The organism is Candidatus Methylomirabilota bacterium (genome assembly GCA_036001065.1).
In the GTDB taxonomy this organism is placed as follows: domain Bacteria; phylum Methylomirabilota; class Methylomirabilia; order Rokubacteriales; family CSP1-6; genus MNEF01.
Genome location: DASYUQ010000033.1, coordinates 69,579 through 85,525, shown reverse-complemented (window position 1 = coordinate 85,525; position 15,947 = coordinate 69,579). Strand labels below are relative to the sequence as shown.

Here is a 15,947-nt window from a genome sequence, read left to right as displayed (position 1 = left end):
GAAGCTCTAGCGCCTCACGATCACCGCCCAACCGAGCCGCTGCAGCGCCGTGCTGACGTCCTGGGTGCGACGCTCGCTGCGCCGGCGGTTCACTCGGGGCGGAGCATCGCCGTGGCGACGCTCGCCTTGACGCCGATCCAGGATGACGTCGACCGCCTGGACCTCGGCAAACGCCGATCTGACATACCCGTAGAGGTAGGGCTCCGTCCGGGAGACGATGAACACGATCCGGGCGCCGGCCATCTCGAGATTTTCGCCGAGCTTCATTCTGTCGCCCGACATCTCCTCCCCCACTTCGCTGTGACGGCTGGCGCGTCGTGAACGTATGCCGGGAGTGCGGGACGCGTCAAGAGCACCGCGATGCTCGTCCGCAGAAGGCGGCAAACGCCCGCGCCACGGTCTCGGCGACGGAGGGTTGGCCAGTCACCGTCTGCGGGCGACCGGACAGGTCATGGCCAGCGCCCGCGATCTCGATCAGCTCCCTCGGGCCCGGAATCACCGCCAGTGCCCGCCGCATCTCCTCGATCGATCCGAAAGGATCGCGGGCGCCGTGGACGAACAGCGCCCTGGTATGCAGCCTGGGGAAGTGAGCGGTCCGGAGCCCTGAGGGCCGTCGTGGAGGGTGAAGCGGGTAGGAGAGGAGCAGGAGTCCCTCGGCAAGCCCGGGCTCGTCCGCGGACAGCACGCTGGCCTGGCGGCCTCCATAGGAATGCCCGCCGAGGAACACCCGGCCCCCCACCGCCTGCCGGAGCGCCAGGACCGCTTGCCTGAGTCCGGCGCGGTCGCGTTCGGCGTCCGCCCTGCGCGGCGGTCCCGTCGGCCGCGCCTGACGAAACGGAAGATCGCAGCGCAGCACGGCGACGCCCTTCGCGGCCAACGCAGTCGCCACCACCACCAGGACAGGGGCCCGGCAGTTCGAGCCTGCCCCGTGAGTGAGCACGAGCGCATCGCCGGAGAATAGGGCCGGGCGGTGGAGGGACCCACGAACCGCTGGGCCGCCGGTCGGCTCGAGCACGAACGGCACGACGTCTGCGGTGGGCCCCGCATCCTCGAGCCTCATGCGGTGGTACGCAGCCTGCCCGCAGGCAATGCGCTGACTTCCTCATGTTGATGATCGGTTAAGATCCAAGCACTGAGATTCAGATAGAGGTCACTCGCCCCGGGCCGGTCGCCCGGAGCGCGCCGGATCAGCAGCGGCAGCCGCGCGGGATGACGAAGATGGCGCGCTCGCGTGACAGGCGCCGCAGCTCCTCGTCCTGAAGCGCCTGGCGCGTCGCGCGGACCTCGCGTTGCCATTCCGTGGCGGTCTCCAGGCTGGCCCCGATGAAGCCGCGCAGCTCGGTGGTCAGCGGATCGCCCCGCAGGAGCTCGAGGACCCGATCCACCAGGGCGACCGCGCGGGGGTCTGGGCGCAGGTCGCGGAGGGCGGTGAGGTGCTCGCCGGCACGACCGTCCTCGCCGCGCTGGAGGTAGGCGAGCCCGAGGAAGAGCCGCGCCGCCGCGTGCCGCGGGGCTGGCGCCACCGCCCGTTCCAGGGCGTCGATGGCGGCGTCGTAGTCGCCGAGCTTGTAGCGCGACAGCCCGAGGCCGACGAGGGCGTCGAGCCGTTGCGGATCGTCGCCGAGCGCGGCCTCGAAACGGGTCGCCGCCTCGTCGTAGCGGCCCTGGCGATACGCGGCGGCGCCCTGGAGGGAGGGCGTGGCGCATCCGCCGAGGAGCGACGCGACGAGGACCGCGATCAGCGGCCTACGCGTAGCTGAACCCCATCGTGCGGCAGTGATAGTGGAGCCCGCCGTCCTGGACGATGAGGAACAGCGCCAGACGATCGCCCTCGTTGTGGTGCGAATGCACGTCGGCCGGCGGCGTGATTATGACGGCGTGTGGCTGCCAGTCGATGCGCCTGTCGCCGACCAGCGAGTGGCACTTCGTGCCCGCCACCACCAGCGTCACCGCCACGGCGTTGTGGCGGTGCGGGCGCTGAGACTCGCCCGGCAGGAGCGAGTTCATGGCCAGCGCCAGGGTGGGCAGGCACGTGCGCTGCCGTTCGAGCGCGAGGCTGCTGAAGGTGACGGCCTTGCCGGTCATCGTCCTGTCCGGCGGCAGGCGATGGACCAGCTCCAGCTGGCGGCAGATCTCGGCGGCGGGGTAGTGAACAGGCTGGATCGGGGCGTCGCCGGGCGCCGGGGGCCGGGCGCGCTCGAAGGCCAGCTCTGGCTCGTTGGTGACGATCCACAGCAGGCAGTCGCGCTCGCGGGCCCGATGGGTGACGGCCTGGCTGCCGCCCAGGCAGAAGATGTCGCCGGCCTCCCACGCGAGCGCTTCGGCGCCCCAGGCGCTCTCGCCGCCGCCGGTGATGACGTAGTAGATCTCGCCGCTGGCCGCGAAGTGGGTCTCGAGCTTCTCGCCGGCGCGGAGCTTCGCGTAGCGCGCCAGGATCAGCGGGGTCGTCGCCGGGAAGTCGATCTCGAGCTGGCCACTCAGATCGAGCGGGATGAGGCCCGTGGGCGTGGAGGGATCGAGCGCGGTCTCGCGTTCGGCCGCGAAGACCTGCGCGGGCACACGCGGACGCTTGAGGTTGAACCCCTCGGCGGAGGAGAAGTAGCGGGCGCGACGCGTGAACTCGCTCTCGACGCGGGTCGGCATGGCGTCCTCCTGGGTGCGTCCGCTCCGATGGTAGCACGTGGGGAAAGGGGGCCCACCAGCGCGGGGCCCGGCTAGCCAGTTCCTCCCACGCCCCGTGACATTCTCCCTGGAGTTCATCCGTCGGGCGAAGACCGTCCGCCCCTTTGCCAGAAAACAACTAGTCTTTTCAGCTATTTATATATCATGCGGCCTTGGTTCTGCGCTTGCATTCCTTTGCCCAGACGGCGGACTGCCGAAGACGAGGAGAACGACTTGGCTCAACCGCTCCGGGACCGCTTTCTCGAGTCGGACGCGCCAGCCGCAGCGCGCGAGCGCGGTCGATCGAGGACCGTGGAGTTGCGACCGAAAGCCGAGGATTCCACGCCCGTGGGCCGCCGCCTCAGCGACGTCGTCGTGGCCGATGGGCTGGTGACCAACGAGCAGCTGGTCCAGGCCGTCGCCGAGCAGAAGCGAACCAACGAAAAGCTCGGGACGGTCCTCGTTCGGCTCGGCTTCATCGCGGAAGACGATCTCGTCCACCTGCTGTCACGTCAGTACCGGGTGTCCGTGGTCACCCTCCCCGAAGGAAAGATCGCGCCGGAGCTTCTCAAGCTCGTGCCGGCCAGCGTGGCCCGCAAGTACGAGGTGATCCCGGTCGCCCGACGCACGCCGACTTCGCTCGTCCTGGCCATGTCGGACCCGTCGAACCTCTCGGCGCTGGACGACGTGGCGTTCCGAACCGGGCTCAGGGTCGTTCCCGTGATCGCGCCAGCGTCGGGGATCCGTAAGGCCATCGAGGAGTCCTACGAGCCGGAGAGCTCGACGCTGGCCAACGTCATGGGCGAGGCGGAGGCGCTGGCCGCGCGGATCGCGGCCACGGAAACCCGCGAACGCGCTGGCGCCCTGAGCGCCGTGGAGCTGCGGACGTCGGCCGACCAGGTCCCCGTCGTCCGGCTCGTGAACCTGATCCTCCTCGACGCGATCCAGAAGGGAGCCTCCGACATCCATCTGGAGCCCGACGAGCGCGGCTTCCACGTCAGGTTCCGGATCGACGGGATCCTGCATGACGTGATGGCGCCGCCCCGCGGGCTCGAGCCGGCCCTCGTCTCCCGCCTCAAGATCATGGCGAGCCTGGACATCGCCGAGCGGCGGCTGCCCCAGGACGGCCGGATCAAGTTCCGCGATGATGCCCGGGAGATCGATTTCCGCGTGTCGGTGCTGCCCACGATCTTCGGCGAAAGCATCGTGCTCCGACTCCTCGATAAGGGCGCGCTCAAGCTCGATCTGACCCAGCTGGGATTCGATCCCTGGAGCCTCGAGCACTTCCAGAAGGCCATCCGGAGCCCGTACGGGATGATCCTGATCACGGGCCCCACCGGGTCGGGCAAGACCACGACGCTCTACTCGGCGCTGCAGACCGTCAACACGCCGGACATCCACATCCTCACGCTCGAAGATCCGGTGGAGTACAACCTGGCCCGGGTCACCCAGATCCAGGTCAACGAGGAGATCGGGCTCAGCTTTGCGGCGGGGCTCCGCTCCTTCCTGCGCCACGATCCCGACATCATCCTGGTCGGTGAGATGCGCGACATCGAAACGTCCCAGATCGCGATCCGGGCCTCGCTGACGGGCCACCTGGTCCTGAGCACCATCCACACGAACGATTGCGCCTCGACGATCGCGCGCCTCCTCGACATGGGCGTCCCGCCCTTCCTGCTGTCCTCATCGCTCCGCCTGGTGGCGGGCCAGCGCCTCGTCCGCAAGGTGTGCAGCGAGTGCAAGGAGCCCTACGAGAGCGAGGAGGAGAGCCTGGTGCCCTACGGCCACACGCCCCAGGGCCTCCGCAAGTGCACGTTCTACAAGGGGCGGGGCTGTCAGGCCTGCAGCTTCACGGGGACGAGGGGCCGCATCGCCGTCTACGAGGTGATGCCGGTGACCCGGGAGATCCGCGACCTCGTCATGCACAACGCGCCGACGACCGAGATCTGCAAGGTGGCGCGCGACCAGGGCATGAAGACCCTCCGCGAGGCCGCGCTCAGGAAGGTGATCGAGGGCGTCACCACCGTCGAGGAGGTCCTGAGGGTCACCTCCGAGTAAGCGGTCGCGGCCGGCGGGCTCCGGCTAACGCCTGACCGGATGGCCCGCCTTCAGCCACGCCGTCATCCCGCCCGCGACGTTATACCAGTTCCCGATTCCCCGACGCTTCAGCGCGCTGATCACCGTGCTGGAGCGCAAGCCCCCCGCGCAGAGGACGGCTTTGGGACGGTCGGGCGGGACCTCGTCCAGCCGGCGGGCGGCCTCCAGCATGGGCAAGTGCAGAGCGCCGTCGATGTGGCCCTCGCGCCATTCGAACGGCTCCCGCACGTCGACGACCACGACATCGCGCCGTTCCTCCAGCCACTCGGCCAGGTCGTACACCGTCATCTGGGGGACGGTTTCCACCGGGAGCTCGTCGCTGCGCCACTCGATCATGCCGCGCTGGAGGAACCCCGCGACCTGGTCGACGCCCACCCGCGTCAGTCCGCCGAGCGCGCGGTCGAGGTCGGAGGGGCCCGAGGCCACGAGGATCAGCGGCGCCCCCGCCGGCACGAACCAGCTCACGCGGTCGGCGAACTGCGGGCTCTCGATCCAGACGTTGATCGCCCCAGGCACGTGGCCCTCGCCGTACGTGGAGGGCTCGCGCAGGTCGACGACGCAGGCGCCGTGCTGCACCGCCTCCCACGCCTCGCGCGCGGTGTAGGGGCGGGGCTTCGCGCTGGCCAGCGGGATGGTCCCCTGATTCTTGCCGACGATGGTCTCGAAGGAGGGCGGCTTCGCCGGCAGGCCGCTCATCACGAGCTGCACGAACTCGTCCTTGTTCGGGGCCGCCAGCGCCGGGTTGAAGCGCCGCTCGAAGCCGATGGTCGAGGCCGACTTGGAGGACATCGCGCGTCCGCAGAGCGAGCCCGCGCCGTGCGCCGGATACACCTCGACGCTGTCGCGGAGGGGCCAGAGCGCCGTGTGCAGGCTCTCGTAGAGGTCGGCCGCCGCCTGCTCGCCACCCAGGTCGGGGCGCCCGACGTCGCCGATGAAGAGCGTGTCGCCGGTGAGGACGAACCAGGGGTCGCTGCCCCGGCCGCGGTCGGTCACCAGCAGGCACAGGCTGTCGGGCGTGTGCCCGGGCGTGTGCAGGACCTTGAGCGAGACGGTGCCGATCCGGACCTCGTCGCCGTCCCTCACCGTGAGGTGGTCGAAGATGGCCTTGCTGGCGTGATGGAGGAGGATGGGCGCCTGGGTGAGCGCGGCCAGGTCGCGGTTGCCCGAGATGTGATCGGCGTGGGTGTGGGTCTCGATGATCCGGGTGATCTTCAGCCCCTTCTTCCGCGCCAGCCGGATGTACTCGTCCACCCGATCACGCCCGGGATCCACCACGACCGCCTCGCCCGCCTGGCCGCAGCCGATCAGATACGACAGGCACCCCGACTCCTCGTTCTGCAGCTGGTGGAAGATCATCGAGGGGCCCTCCGCGCTTATTATAGGGGCATTCCGGGCAGGGAGGAGGCAACGCGGTGGGACAATCACGGGTGAAAGTAGCCGCGGTCAGCGAGGTGCCCGTCGGCGAGGGCCGGGTCGTCCAGGCGGGCGGCCACACCCTGGCGTTGTTCAACATCGAAGGCCGGTTCTACGCCCTCGACAACACGTGCGCGCACCGCGGTGGCCCGCTGGGTGAGGGCGATCTGGAAGGCCGCATCGTCGCGTGCCCGTGGCACGGCTGGCGCTGGGACGTGGCCACCGGGGCCAACGCCAACAATCCCGGTCTCAAGGTCGCGTGCTTCCCGGTCATCGTGGAGAACGGCGTGGTCTTCGTCGAGATTCCGCAGTGAGGCGACCCGCTGAGCCGACGCGACCGCGCCTCTGTCGACTGCGCTTATACGCTCTCATGCCAGCCCAAGGGCGGTGACTCACATGCGTACGGATCGACTCGTCCTCACGTCCGCCGTTGTCGCCGTGGCCGCGCGCTGCTCGTCGCGGGGCCGGCGCTGGCGTTCCAGTGCCCGAAGCTGATCGCGGCGATCAACAACGAAGCCGGGAAGCGGTTCGACAACGCGAGCTACAGCGCGAAAATGAGGGCCGCCGAGGCCCAGAAGCTCCACGCAGACGGCAAGCACGCGGAATCCGAGAAGGTCGCCAAGGACGCTCGGGAGATGCTGGGCGTGAAGATGTAGGTCCGTGGGCGTGCCGGGCAGCCCCGCGCGGGGTGGCCCGGCCCGCCGCCTCAGCGACCGGCCAGCCGGGTCAGACGTCGGCGGCCGGCGCTATACGCCTCATCGGCGGAGTCGTAGGCCGTCCACTCCCCGGTCCAGCTACTCTCGACGAGGTCGCCGCGCTCGGCGTCCCGGATCTCCCAACACCAGAGGCAGGGGTCGGGCAGCAGCCGAACCTCGACGGTGAGGCGTGTGTTCAGGTCGCTCCGCATCGCTAGGCCTCCTTTTGAAACCGCGAAGAAGCCGGCAAGCGCCGTGCCGGGGAGCTCCCGCGCGAGGACGCCCGTTACGGTCGTTGCTTTTACCACACCCGCCGGCCGGCCGAGGAGAAATTCTTCACCGAACTGGTGAGAAAAGATTTCTCGCGAGCCGCGGGACCCGCTGCTAGCATGAAGAAGCCGTGGAGGCGGTCTTCTCTCCGTCGCAGATCGTCATGGCCATCGCGGTGATCGTCGTCGGCCTCGGTTTCTTCTACGGGCTGCAGAGATATCAGCGCTGCCCGCACTGCGGCCACATCGTGCGCCGCGCCATGTCCCAGGGCTGGTTGCGGTGTACCTCGTGCGGGCGCCAGTACCGGAAAGGGCTGCGGGTGCGATGACGTGGCCGTCGTGGCGTCTGGCGGCGGGGGTCGGGGTCGCCGTCGTCTTGCTGGCCGGGGTCGCGGGCGGCGCGTGGCTGTGGTCGGAGGCGCAGCACCGCCAGGCGACCGAGGCCTACGCCGACGCCCTGGCGCGCCTGGGGTCGAGCCGCGGGCCGCAACCCTCGCCCGACGTCCGGGCCGCTGCGGTGCGGGACCTCGAGGCCGCGCTCGTCCGGCATCCGTCCGCCGCCCTCGCTCCCCAGGCCGCCTACGAGCTGGGCAACCTCCGCTACGCCGACCGCAATTACGCTGGCGCCCGGGGCGTGTATGAGGTCGCCATCGCGCGGGGAGCTCCGCGTACGCTGCGGACGCTCGCCCGCGCGGGGATCGGCTATACGTGGGAGGCCGAGCGCAATTTCCCGAAGGCCCTCGAGGCATTCCAGGCGGGCCTGGCCGAGCTTCGTCCCGGGGAGTTCTGTTACGAGGAGCTGCTCGTGGACGTGGCCCGCATCCAGGAGCTAAGCGGCAACCCGGCGGCGGCCATCGCGACCTACCGGCGGGTGCTCAGGGACGTGCCGGGCAGCCTGCGCGCCGATGACGTCCGCAGCCGGCTGGCCAGCCTCGGCGCCCGCCCGTAGCGCGGCGGGCGTACTTCCGATAAGAGGTATTATGTCAACTATGCGTTGGACCCCGACTGGCGCAGCGAGGCGACGAGGTCGAGGACCCGGAGGATCTCGGTCCCCTCCCGGACCATCTGGCGCTCGCCGGCCTGCCCCCAGCGAAGGATCCCGTCGCGGTCCACGATGAACGTCGAGCGATAGGCCACGTTACGGTCCTCGTCGAGCACTCCGTAGGCCCGGATCGCGGTCCGGTGCACGTCGCTCAGGAGCGGAAACGGAAACTTGCGGGCCTGGGCGAAGGCGGTGTGGCAGAAGGGACTGTCGCCGCTGATGGCCAGCAGGACGGCCCCCCGTTCACGCAGGCGGTCGGCGGCCTGGCCCAGGCCGGTGAGCTCGGGAGTTCAGATCCCGCCCCAGTCGTAGCAGTAAAAGGCCAGCACGACGTCGGCCTGGCCGCGGAAGCTTCCGAGGGTGACCTCCCCGCCCTGGCTGGAGGGGAGCGCGAAGTCGGGAGCGGGCGCGCCGTAACGAGGTGTCATGGGTCACCCGGGAATGTGGGCTTCTTCCGGCAGGTCCGCCCACCTGGGCTTCCACTCCGGCACCTGCAGACCGAACTTCTCGCCGAGCGCCTTCACCTCGGTGGCGAACGCCTGGCGGACCTGGTCGTTGTCGCGCGCCTTGAGCCGGAGCTCGCGGTAGCGCCGGTTCTTCGGCGAGCCCGGCCGCCCGAAGATATTCATCGTCCGGATGTACCACTTGTTGAAGGTAGCCTGGGCCTCGTCGTGCGTCGCCGGGTCGTCCGCGAGCTTCTTCACCCAGAACTCGCCGTGGCGGATGTGGAACTTCTCTTCCTTGAAGATGCCCTCGATGGCCCGGACCCAGGGGCCGTAGGAACAGTGGCGCACGTCCTCCAGCTGGTGGCCGGCGCCGCGGTCCATGCAGAAGTTGAAGAATATGAAATCCGCCCATGTCTCTATTGGGTAATAGAAAATGTTCACGCGTTTGTCACTCGTGATTCGCTTAGTGCCGAGGTCGGCATCGCGGTCGATGCGCATCGTGAAGATCTCGTCGTGGGCGCTCACGTGGTGCTCGACGTCGACACCCAGATCGGCCAGCAGCCCGTACAGCACCGTGGCGTGGCGGAGCTCGTCCTTCACGATCTGGGCCACGACGTGCTTTTCCTCGACGATCGGGGCCTTGGTGATCCACGGCACGTAGCCGTAGCCGCCCGCCAGCTCCGAGTCCGCCTGCATCGTCATGAGGTGCACGAGGTGCTCGCGATACTCCGGCGTCATTTCGTCGGGCGACTCCAGCCGGATGCCGCTCCCGATCTTCGCCATCATGTCCTTCTCGAGGTCGCTCATCGCTTGCCCTCCGTTCGTTCGACGACCCGAACCGCCTTGCCCTCCGAGCGCGGAAGCGTCCGGGCCGGCAGGAGCGTTACGTCCACGCTCAGCCCGAGGGCCGCGCGCAGGCGGCCGGCCACCCGCTCGCGCAGCGCCGCCACCGCCGGGCCGCCGGATTCCAGATTGCCGCACCGCTCCAGGAACGCCCGCGCCGGCTCGACCTGCACCTCGACCCGCGCCAGGGTCCCGGTCCGGTCGACCACCAGCCGGTACTGCGGCACCAAGTCCTCCAGGTCCAGCAACGCCTGCTCGACCTCCGAGGGATAGACGTTGACTCCCTTGATGATAAGCATATCGTCGGCCCGGCCGATGAGTCGCGCCATTCGCGCGGAGCTCCGCCCGCAGCGGCAGGGCTCGAGTGTCAGCGCGGTGATGTCGCCGGTGCGGTAGCGGATCAGGGGCATGGCGCGCTTGGTGAGCGTCGTGAGGACGAGCTCTCCCTGACGTCCCGGCGGCAGCGGGGCCCCGGACGCGGGATCGACGACCTCGGGCAGGAAGTGGTCGTCACAGATGTGGAGCCCTTCGCGCGCCTCGCACTCTCCCGACACCCCGGGGCCGATGATCTCCGAGAGGCCGTAGATGTCGCAGGCGCGGCAGCCGAGCCCGGCCTCGATCGCGTGGCGCAGGCCCTCGCTCCAGGGCTCGGCGCCGAACATCCCGTAGCGGAGCCCGGTCTCCCCCGGCTTGCTCCCCTGCTCGGCCAGCGTCTCGGCGATATGGAGGGCGAAGGAGGGCGTCGCGGCGATGCCGGAGGGCCGGAGGTCACGGAGCAGCAGACACTGGCGCGCCGTGTTGCCCGAGGAAGCCGGCACCACGGTCAGGCCGATGCGCTCGGCGCCCTGGTGGAATCCGAGGCCGCCCGTGAAGAGGCCGTAGCCGAACGCGACGTGCAGCAGATCACCCGCCCGTGCTCCGGCGGCCACCATCACGCGGGCCATGACCTCGCGCCAGACGTCGAGGTCCGCCGCGGTGTAACCGACCACCGTGGGCTTGCCTTTCGTGCCCGAGGAGGCGTGGAGGCGCGCGAGCTCCGACTGGGGGACGGCGAAGAGCCCGAAGGGGTACTGGGCGCGGAGCTCGTCCTTGCGCGTGCACGGCAGGCGCGCCAGGTCGTCGAGGCTACGTAGGGAGGCGCCCGACAGGCGCTCCCGGTAGAACGGCACGCGCTCGGCGGCCCAGGCTACGGTGTCTCGCAGGCGGGCCAGCTGGAGCGCTTCGCGCTCGGCTCGCGGCTGCGTCTCGGCCGCCGTGTTCCAGATCATGGCAGCGGGGTCGGCGCGGTCGATGCGCTCCCTGCGACTGCCGTCCCCCGGCTGCAAGGCCCCGCCTCGAGCGGTGGCGGTTCGGGAAACTGCTGGTCCACGATCCGGTGATGGCGCAGGCCGATCGCCTCACGCTGAATCAGGAGCCCGAGCCGCGCGCTGGCGGCGCGCGCGCGCGCGCGCTCGTACTCGGGACCGAGGCGGGCACGCTCCTGGGGATCGGTGGCCGCAGCGAGCCGGGCGCCGAGCTCGGTCACCTCGGCCAGGGCCTGCTCCAGGCGCTCGCCGGCGCGGCCGAGGGTCGCCGCCTTCTCGGCGACGATGTCCTTCTCGATACGCCGCAGCCCCTCCCCGCGGGCGCTCATAGATCGGAGGGGGCCTCGAAGGCCCCCTCCGAGATCCCTGGTCGGAAGGGGCCTCGCGGCCCCCTCCCAACCACCCCGGAGGGTTGCGCCGGCGAAGCCGGCGCGCGAGGAAGCGCGCGCGACTTTTGGGTTGACACAGGAGCGCTCACCGGCGCTCCGGCATCAGCGGACACTCCCCCCGAGGTGGTCACCGGCCTCCGCGTAGACCTCGAGCGTGCGGTCGATCTGCAGGCGCGCGTCGAACTCGCGTAGGGCGATCTCCCGGGCCCGGCGGCCCATCGCGCCTCGCCGCTCGGTGTCCAGCAGCAGCCCGATGGCGGCCTCGGCCAGCGCCGCGGGGTCCGCCTTCGTGAGCAGGCCCGTCTCGCCGTCACGCACCACCTCGTCGCATCCCGGCGCGTCGACCGCGACGGCGGGCACGCCGCAGGCCGCGGCCTCGGCCAGCACGAGCCCCTGGGTCTCGGTCTCGGAGGCGAACAGGAAGAGGTCGGCGGCCCGATAGCAGGCGGGGAGGGTGTCGTGGGGCCGGACCCCGAGGAAGTGGACGCGGTCTCGCAGCGCCAGCGAATCCGCGAGCCGGCGGAGGTGGTCGGCCCGGGTCCCCTGCCCCACCAGCACCAGCCGCGCGCGGGCCATGGTGCCCGCGACCCGCTCGAACGCCCGCACGATACGATCGACGCTCTTTTCGCGGTCGAGGCGCCCCACGTAGAGGAGCACGAGGGCGCGGGGGTCGAGGCCCAGCGTGCGCCGGGCGGCGGCCTGATCGCCCGGGCTGAAGCGCTCCAGATCGATCCCCGTCGGCACGACCGTGATCGGCGTCGGCACGCCGCGCGCGCGCAGCTCGTCTCGGATGACCGTGGACGGCGCGAGGACGGCGTGGGCGCGCGCGGCGAACCGCGTGCTGAACCGGACCGCGGCCGCCTCCACGAGGCTGCGGCGGAGCGGCACGTAATGAGCGTACTTCTCGTACCGCGTGTGATAGGTGAAGACGAGCGGGCGGTGGTGCCGGCGCGCGAGCCGGCGGGCGGCGGGCCCCAGCAGGAAGGGGTGGTGAGCGTGGAAGACGTCGACGTCGAGCCGTCGGATCCGCTCGGCCATCCCCGGCCAGAACGGGACCGCCAGCGAGAACTCGGGATAGGTGGCGGCGGGGATCGACGGATACCGGACGACGCGCGGCTCACCGGCGGCGGCCCCGGGAAAGCGGGGGGCGAAGACCCAGACGTCGTGGCCCCGGACCTCGAGTCCCCGGCGGAGCGTCTCGACCGACGTCGTGACGCCCCCGCAGAACGGCAAGTAGTTGTTGGTGAAGAGCGCGACACGCACCGAGACGACCCGCTAGGTTTTGTTGAACTTCTCGAAATCCTCCGGCTTGATCTTGCCGAGCCACTCGCGGATCCGTTCCGGATCATCGGCCTTCACGGGCTCGGCTTCCTTCGTCGTGACCTCGAGGCTCTTGGCCTTGCGGACGACCTCTTCGTCCACGTAGATGGGCGCGGCCACCCGGAGGGCCAGCGCGATGGCGTCCGAGGGCCGCGAGTCGACCGTGTATTCGGTGTCGCCGACCTGGATGTGGAGCACCGCGAAGAAGGTGTTCTCCTTGAGATCGGTGACGACGACCTTGAGCACGCGGGCGTCGATCGTCTCCAGGATGTTCTTGATCAGGTCGTGGGTCATGGGCCGGGGGGTCGAGATCTTTTCGAGCTCGAGCGCGATGGCGTTGGCCTCGAAGATGCCCACCCAGATGGGGAGCGAGCGCTTGTCCTCCTCATCGCGCAGAATGATGATCGGCATGTTGGACAGTGGGTCGAGCGCCAGCCCGCGCACCTTCATCTCGACAAACATACGGTCTCCTCCGGTAGCGAAGCGAGCGCCCCCCGCAGGCTGTGGGGCAGCACATCGGTGATCTGAATCGCCACGATGTCGCCGACCGCCGCGCGGCCATCCGCCTCGAAGTTGACGACCCGGTTGCAGCGCGTGCGGCCCTGGAGCTCGTGGGCGTTCTTCCGGGAGCGGCCGTCCACGAACACTTCGACGATCCGGTCCTGGAGCCGGCGGCTGCGCTCGGCGGCCGCGCGCGCGGCGACCTCCAGCAGACGGCTGTTGCGCTGGGCCTTCACCTCGAGCGGAATCTGATCAGGCATCGTCGCGGCGGGCGTGCCCGGCCGGGGGGAGTAGCGGAAGACGAAGGCGTTGTCGTAGCCGACGCGCTCGACCACGTCGAGGGTCGCCTCGAAGTCATCCTCCGTCTCGCCGGGGAAGCCGACGATGAGGTCGGTCGAGAGGGCCACCTCGGGCACCGCCTCGCGGAGCTCCGCGATCAGCTCGAGGTAACGCTGGCGGGTGTACCCGCGGTTCATGCGCTCGAGCACGCGATTGGCGGCCGACTGCAGGGGCAGGTGGACGTACTCGCACACCTTGGGAATGTCGCGGATCGCGTGGATCAGCCGGGTCGTGAAGTTGAAGGGATTCGAGGTCGTGAAGCGGATGCGCTCGAGGCCTTCGATCGCGTCGACGCGCTCCATCAGCGCGGCGAGATCGGTGGGCGGCGTGAGGTCGCGGCCGTACATCTCCACCGTCTGGCCGAGGAGCGTCACCTCCCGGCAGCCTTCGGCGGCCAGTCCGCCGACCTCGGCCAGGATGGACTCGGGCGAGTGGCTCCGCTGGCGCCCGCGGGTCACGGGCACGACGCAGAAGGTGCAGTGCTTCTCGCATCCCTCCATGACCGTGACGTAGGACTTCAGGCGCGAGGTGCCCTCGGGCGTCGCCGTGATCTTCACCAGCGGAGCCTCGCCGGTCTCCAGCACGGGGCGGCCTTCCCGTTTCACCCGCTCCACCAGTTCGCCGACCCTGGCGATGGCGGGCGAGCCGAAGACCAGGTCGACGCCCGGCGCGCGCCGCTGGATCTCCCCCTGGTGGAGCTGGGCCATGCATCCCATGACGCCGACGATCAGCTCGGGCCGCCGGGCTTTGAGGGCGCGGAGCTGCCCCAGCTTCGAGAAGACCTTCTCCTCGGCCTTCTCGCGGATCGCGCAGGTGTTGACGAGGATGAGGTCGGCCTCCGTCTCGCTGTCGGTCAGCTCGTAGGCGTGTGCCTTGAGCAGCCCGGCGACGCGCTCCGAGTCGTACTCGTTCATCTGACAGCCATACGTGATCAGGTGGAGCTTGGCCATGGCAGTCCGAAGATCTGGACGTCGAATTGACCGTAGCACCCGCTCTGGGTGAAGTCAACGGACCGCGGGCCGAGCGCGCGACGGCGCCCGGCCCGCGGCGGGTGGCGAACAGTCAGCGGCTAATCGATCTCCTGGGGACGGCCCCGGCGGCCGACGGCGCCACGCGCGCCCGCCCCCTCACCGCCCGCGGCTCCGTTGCCGTTGGTGCCGAACGTGAGAGGCGGTTTCACTTCGAACTGCCGCTCCAGGCGGGCCCGCCGCTCCTTCCAGCCCTCCTGGTACTCCAGCTCGTCCTCGGGCAGCGTGGCCGGCTGCTTGATCCCGTGCGCCAGGCGGAATTGGATCGCCAGCTCGGAGGCGCGCCGCCGCACCTCGTCCCAGGGCGTCCCCAGGGCGAACTGGTCGGAGATGGCGCCGATGCGGCCGGTGTGGATGTTGCAGGACAGCGTGACCGCCGAGATGATGGGCCCCGACCAGAAAGACGTCTGGGAGTTGATCGGCATCGGCAGGATGTGCAGGTAGTGGCTGCCCCGGCAGTCCCCGGCCACCATCGGGCAGGCAGCCCACGGGGAGGTGATCTCGCCGGGCGCCGGCCAGTCACCCTGGGCGAAGGCCAGCAGCACCGGATCGTCCTTGCCGCCGTAGGTGAAGCCCTTCTTGGTCTTGATGTTGTGCAGCCGCTCGGCCGAGCAAATGTAGCCGAGCTGGTCCGCCTCGCCCTTGTCGTTGCGGCTCCAGATCCGCGCCACCACGAAGCGCGACGACCGGCAGAGGCCTTCGATGTCGTAGAGGTCCTCGGGCGCGCGCAGCCTCACTACTTTCTCTTGAAGTCCCTTGGCCAGCTCCTCCATCTTGCCGTCCAGCGCGCGCTGGTCGCGCGGATGCGCGCCCGCCTCGATGGCTTGGGCCTTGGTGTCGAGGTCGACGATGTCCAGGATATAGCCGCGCTTCATCTTCGACGAGGCGATGACGAGGCCGGTGTTGAAACGGGGCAGCAGGTAGGCGCCGGTGGCGTAGTAGTTGAATGCCATCGGCTCCGTCTTGTCGGCGAAGGAGACGAGCACCGTCTGCGAGGCGTTGTCCTTGCGCACCGGCATCGGCAACGCCACCGTCGCCGGGCCCGCGCCGCGCAGATTTCCCGTGAACGCATCGGCGACCAGGTCCTGGCCCGGCCCGTAGAGCCCCAGCTCGGCCGCCTTGTGGGCGCCCTCCTGGAGGGCGTCCCACATCAGCTCGTCGACCACGCTCATGTCCACCGTCTCCGCCATGATCCCGGTGACGGCGACGTCGTCGCCGGTGTGCGTGACGATCAGCGACGTGAAGATCGGCTGCCCCCGGTAGGCGTTGTTGTCGAGGACGAACTTGGCCACGATCGACTTCACTTCCTCGGCGGCCACGACGTGACCACCGACGCCCCCCACGTCGGCCTTGGTCGCCTTGATGTAGCGCTGGACGAGCGCCGGGTTCTTGGCGAAGACGTAGGCCTTGTACGAGAAGATGTTCGGCGAGTTGGTGACGGGGATCTTTTCGGCCACGGTCTGGGGAAGGCCAGCCAGCTCGTCCTTGGACTGGTGGTAGTCGGCCATCTTGGGTTGCAGCTTGCCGTCGGCCGGGCCGTATCGCTTGGCCGCCATGCGAGTCCTCCTTCTGCTGTCGGGCGTGTGGGGGCTGAACAAAC

Annotated in this window: 18 protein-coding genes; 4 read left to right on the top strand and 14 right to left on the bottom strand. The window is 69.8% G+C overall.

All coding sequences use genetic code 11. The features are described from left to right. Positions 1-6: 6 nt before the first annotated feature. The 4 genes from VGV13_03045 to VGV13_03030 form a co-directional block, all read right to left on the bottom strand. Positions 7-267: a hypothetical protein gene (locus VGV13_03045; protein HEV8640056.1), complete on the bottom strand. Its 261-nt coding sequence runs from the start codon at positions 265-267 to the stop codon at positions 7-9. Positions 268-346: 79 nt separating this feature from the next. Beyond that, on the bottom strand, positions 347-1,060 hold the full coding sequence (locus tag VGV13_03040; GenBank protein HEV8640055.1) for an alpha/beta fold hydrolase: 714 nt from the start codon (positions 1,058-1,060) through the stop codon (positions 347-349). A 127-nt stretch (positions 1,061-1,187) separates the two neighbouring features. Next, the gene (locus VGV13_03035; GenBank protein HEV8640054.1) at positions 1,188-1,739 is read right to left on the bottom strand and encodes a tetratricopeptide repeat protein; all 552 of its coding nucleotides are present in this window, start codon (positions 1,737-1,739) and stop codon (positions 1,188-1,190) included. A gap of 7 nt (positions 1,740-1,746) precedes the next feature. Then, entirely contained in the window at positions 1,747-2,643 is an 897-nt protein-coding gene (locus VGV13_03030; GenBank protein ID HEV8640053.1) for a cupin domain-containing protein, read from the bottom strand. A gap of 366 nt (positions 2,644-3,009) precedes the next feature. Here VGV13_03030 and pilB point away from each other — a divergent pair, with 366 nt between their 5' ends. Beyond that, positions 3,010-4,719, top strand: coding sequence for a type IV-A pilus assembly ATPase PilB (pilB, locus tag VGV13_03025; protein HEV8640052.1), 1,710 nt, complete (start codon positions 3,010-3,012; stop codon positions 4,717-4,719). A 24-nt stretch (positions 4,720-4,743) separates the two neighbouring features. On the opposite strand, the gene VGV13_03020 is transcribed toward pilB, so the two are convergent. Then, the gene (locus VGV13_03020; GenBank protein HEV8640051.1) at positions 4,744-6,114 is read right to left on the bottom strand and encodes an MBL fold metallo-hydrolase; all 1,371 of its coding nucleotides are present in this window, start codon (positions 6,112-6,114) and stop codon (positions 4,744-4,746) included. A gap of 56 nt (positions 6,115-6,170) precedes the next feature. Between VGV13_03020 and VGV13_03015 the strand changes: the two genes are divergently transcribed. Further along, complete coding sequence (locus VGV13_03015; GenBank protein HEV8640050.1) at positions 6,171-6,485, top strand: Rieske 2Fe-2S domain-containing protein; 315 nt, start codon at positions 6,171-6,173, stop codon at positions 6,483-6,485. A gap of 392 nt (positions 6,486-6,877) precedes the next feature. Here VGV13_03015 and VGV13_03010 read toward each other — a convergent pair whose 3' ends face one another. Further along, positions 6,878-7,078, bottom strand: coding sequence for a hypothetical protein (locus tag VGV13_03010; GenBank protein HEV8640049.1), 201 nt, complete (start codon positions 7,076-7,078; stop codon positions 6,878-6,880). A 188-nt stretch (positions 7,079-7,266) separates the two neighbouring features. Between VGV13_03010 and VGV13_03005 the strand changes: the two genes are divergently transcribed. Both VGV13_03005 and VGV13_03000 read left to right on the top strand, forming a co-directional pair. Next, on the top strand, positions 7,267-7,464 hold the full coding sequence (locus tag VGV13_03005) for a hypothetical protein (protein ID HEV8640048.1): 198 nt from the start codon (positions 7,267-7,269) through the stop codon (positions 7,462-7,464). Further along, entirely contained in the window at positions 7,461-8,084 is a 624-nt protein-coding gene (locus VGV13_03000) for a hypothetical protein (GenBank protein ID HEV8640047.1), read from the top strand. The genes VGV13_03005 and VGV13_03000 overlap by 4 nt, the downstream gene beginning before the upstream one ends. Positions 8,085-8,122: 38 nt before the next feature. Here VGV13_03000 and VGV13_02995 read toward each other — a convergent pair whose 3' ends face one another. From VGV13_02995 to VGV13_02960, 8 genes are all read right to left on the bottom strand, one after another. Continuing rightward, a complete protein-coding gene (locus VGV13_02995; GenBank protein ID HEV8640046.1) occupies positions 8,123-8,605 on the bottom strand; it encodes a redoxin domain-containing protein in 483 nt (160 codons plus the stop codon). A 3-nt stretch (positions 8,606-8,608) separates the two neighbouring features. Then, entirely contained in the window at positions 8,609-9,430 is an 822-nt protein-coding gene (locus VGV13_02990) for a Phenylacetic acid catabolic protein (protein ID HEV8640045.1), read from the bottom strand. Continuing rightward, positions 9,427-10,734 carry a phenylacetate--CoA ligase gene (locus VGV13_02985; GenBank protein HEV8640044.1) on the bottom strand — a complete coding sequence of 436 codons (1,308 nt, stop codon included), beginning with the start codon at positions 10,732-10,734 and terminating at the stop codon, positions 9,427-9,429. The genes VGV13_02990 and VGV13_02985 overlap by 4 nt, the downstream gene beginning before the upstream one ends. Then, on the bottom strand, positions 10,731-11,099 hold the full coding sequence (locus VGV13_02980; protein ID HEV8640043.1) for a hypothetical protein: 369 nt from the start codon (positions 11,097-11,099) through the stop codon (positions 10,731-10,733). Before VGV13_02980 ends, VGV13_02985 begins: the two co-directional genes overlap by 4 nt. 162 nt (positions 11,100-11,261) lie before the next feature. Continuing rightward, positions 11,262-12,422 (bottom strand): glycosyltransferase, encoded by a 1,161-nt coding sequence (locus VGV13_02975; GenBank protein HEV8640042.1) that lies wholly within the window; start codon positions 12,420-12,422, stop codon positions 11,262-11,264. 12 nt (positions 12,423-12,434) lie between these two features. Further along, entirely contained in the window at positions 12,435-12,941 is a 507-nt protein-coding gene (locus VGV13_02970) for a bifunctional nuclease family protein (GenBank protein HEV8640041.1), read from the bottom strand. Beyond that, on the bottom strand, positions 12,926-14,269 hold the full coding sequence (gene miaB / locus VGV13_02965) for a tRNA (N6-isopentenyl adenosine(37)-C2)-methylthiotransferase MiaB (GenBank protein ID HEV8640040.1): 1,344 nt from the start codon (positions 14,267-14,269) through the stop codon (positions 12,926-12,928). The genes VGV13_02970 and miaB overlap by 16 nt, the downstream gene beginning before the upstream one ends. Before the next feature lie 119 nt (positions 14,270-14,388). Beyond that, the gene (locus VGV13_02960) at positions 14,389-15,903 is read right to left on the bottom strand and encodes a fructose 1,6-bisphosphatase (protein HEV8640039.1); all 1,515 of its coding nucleotides are present in this window, start codon (positions 15,901-15,903) and stop codon (positions 14,389-14,391) included. Positions 15,904-15,947: the final 44 nt, after the last annotated feature.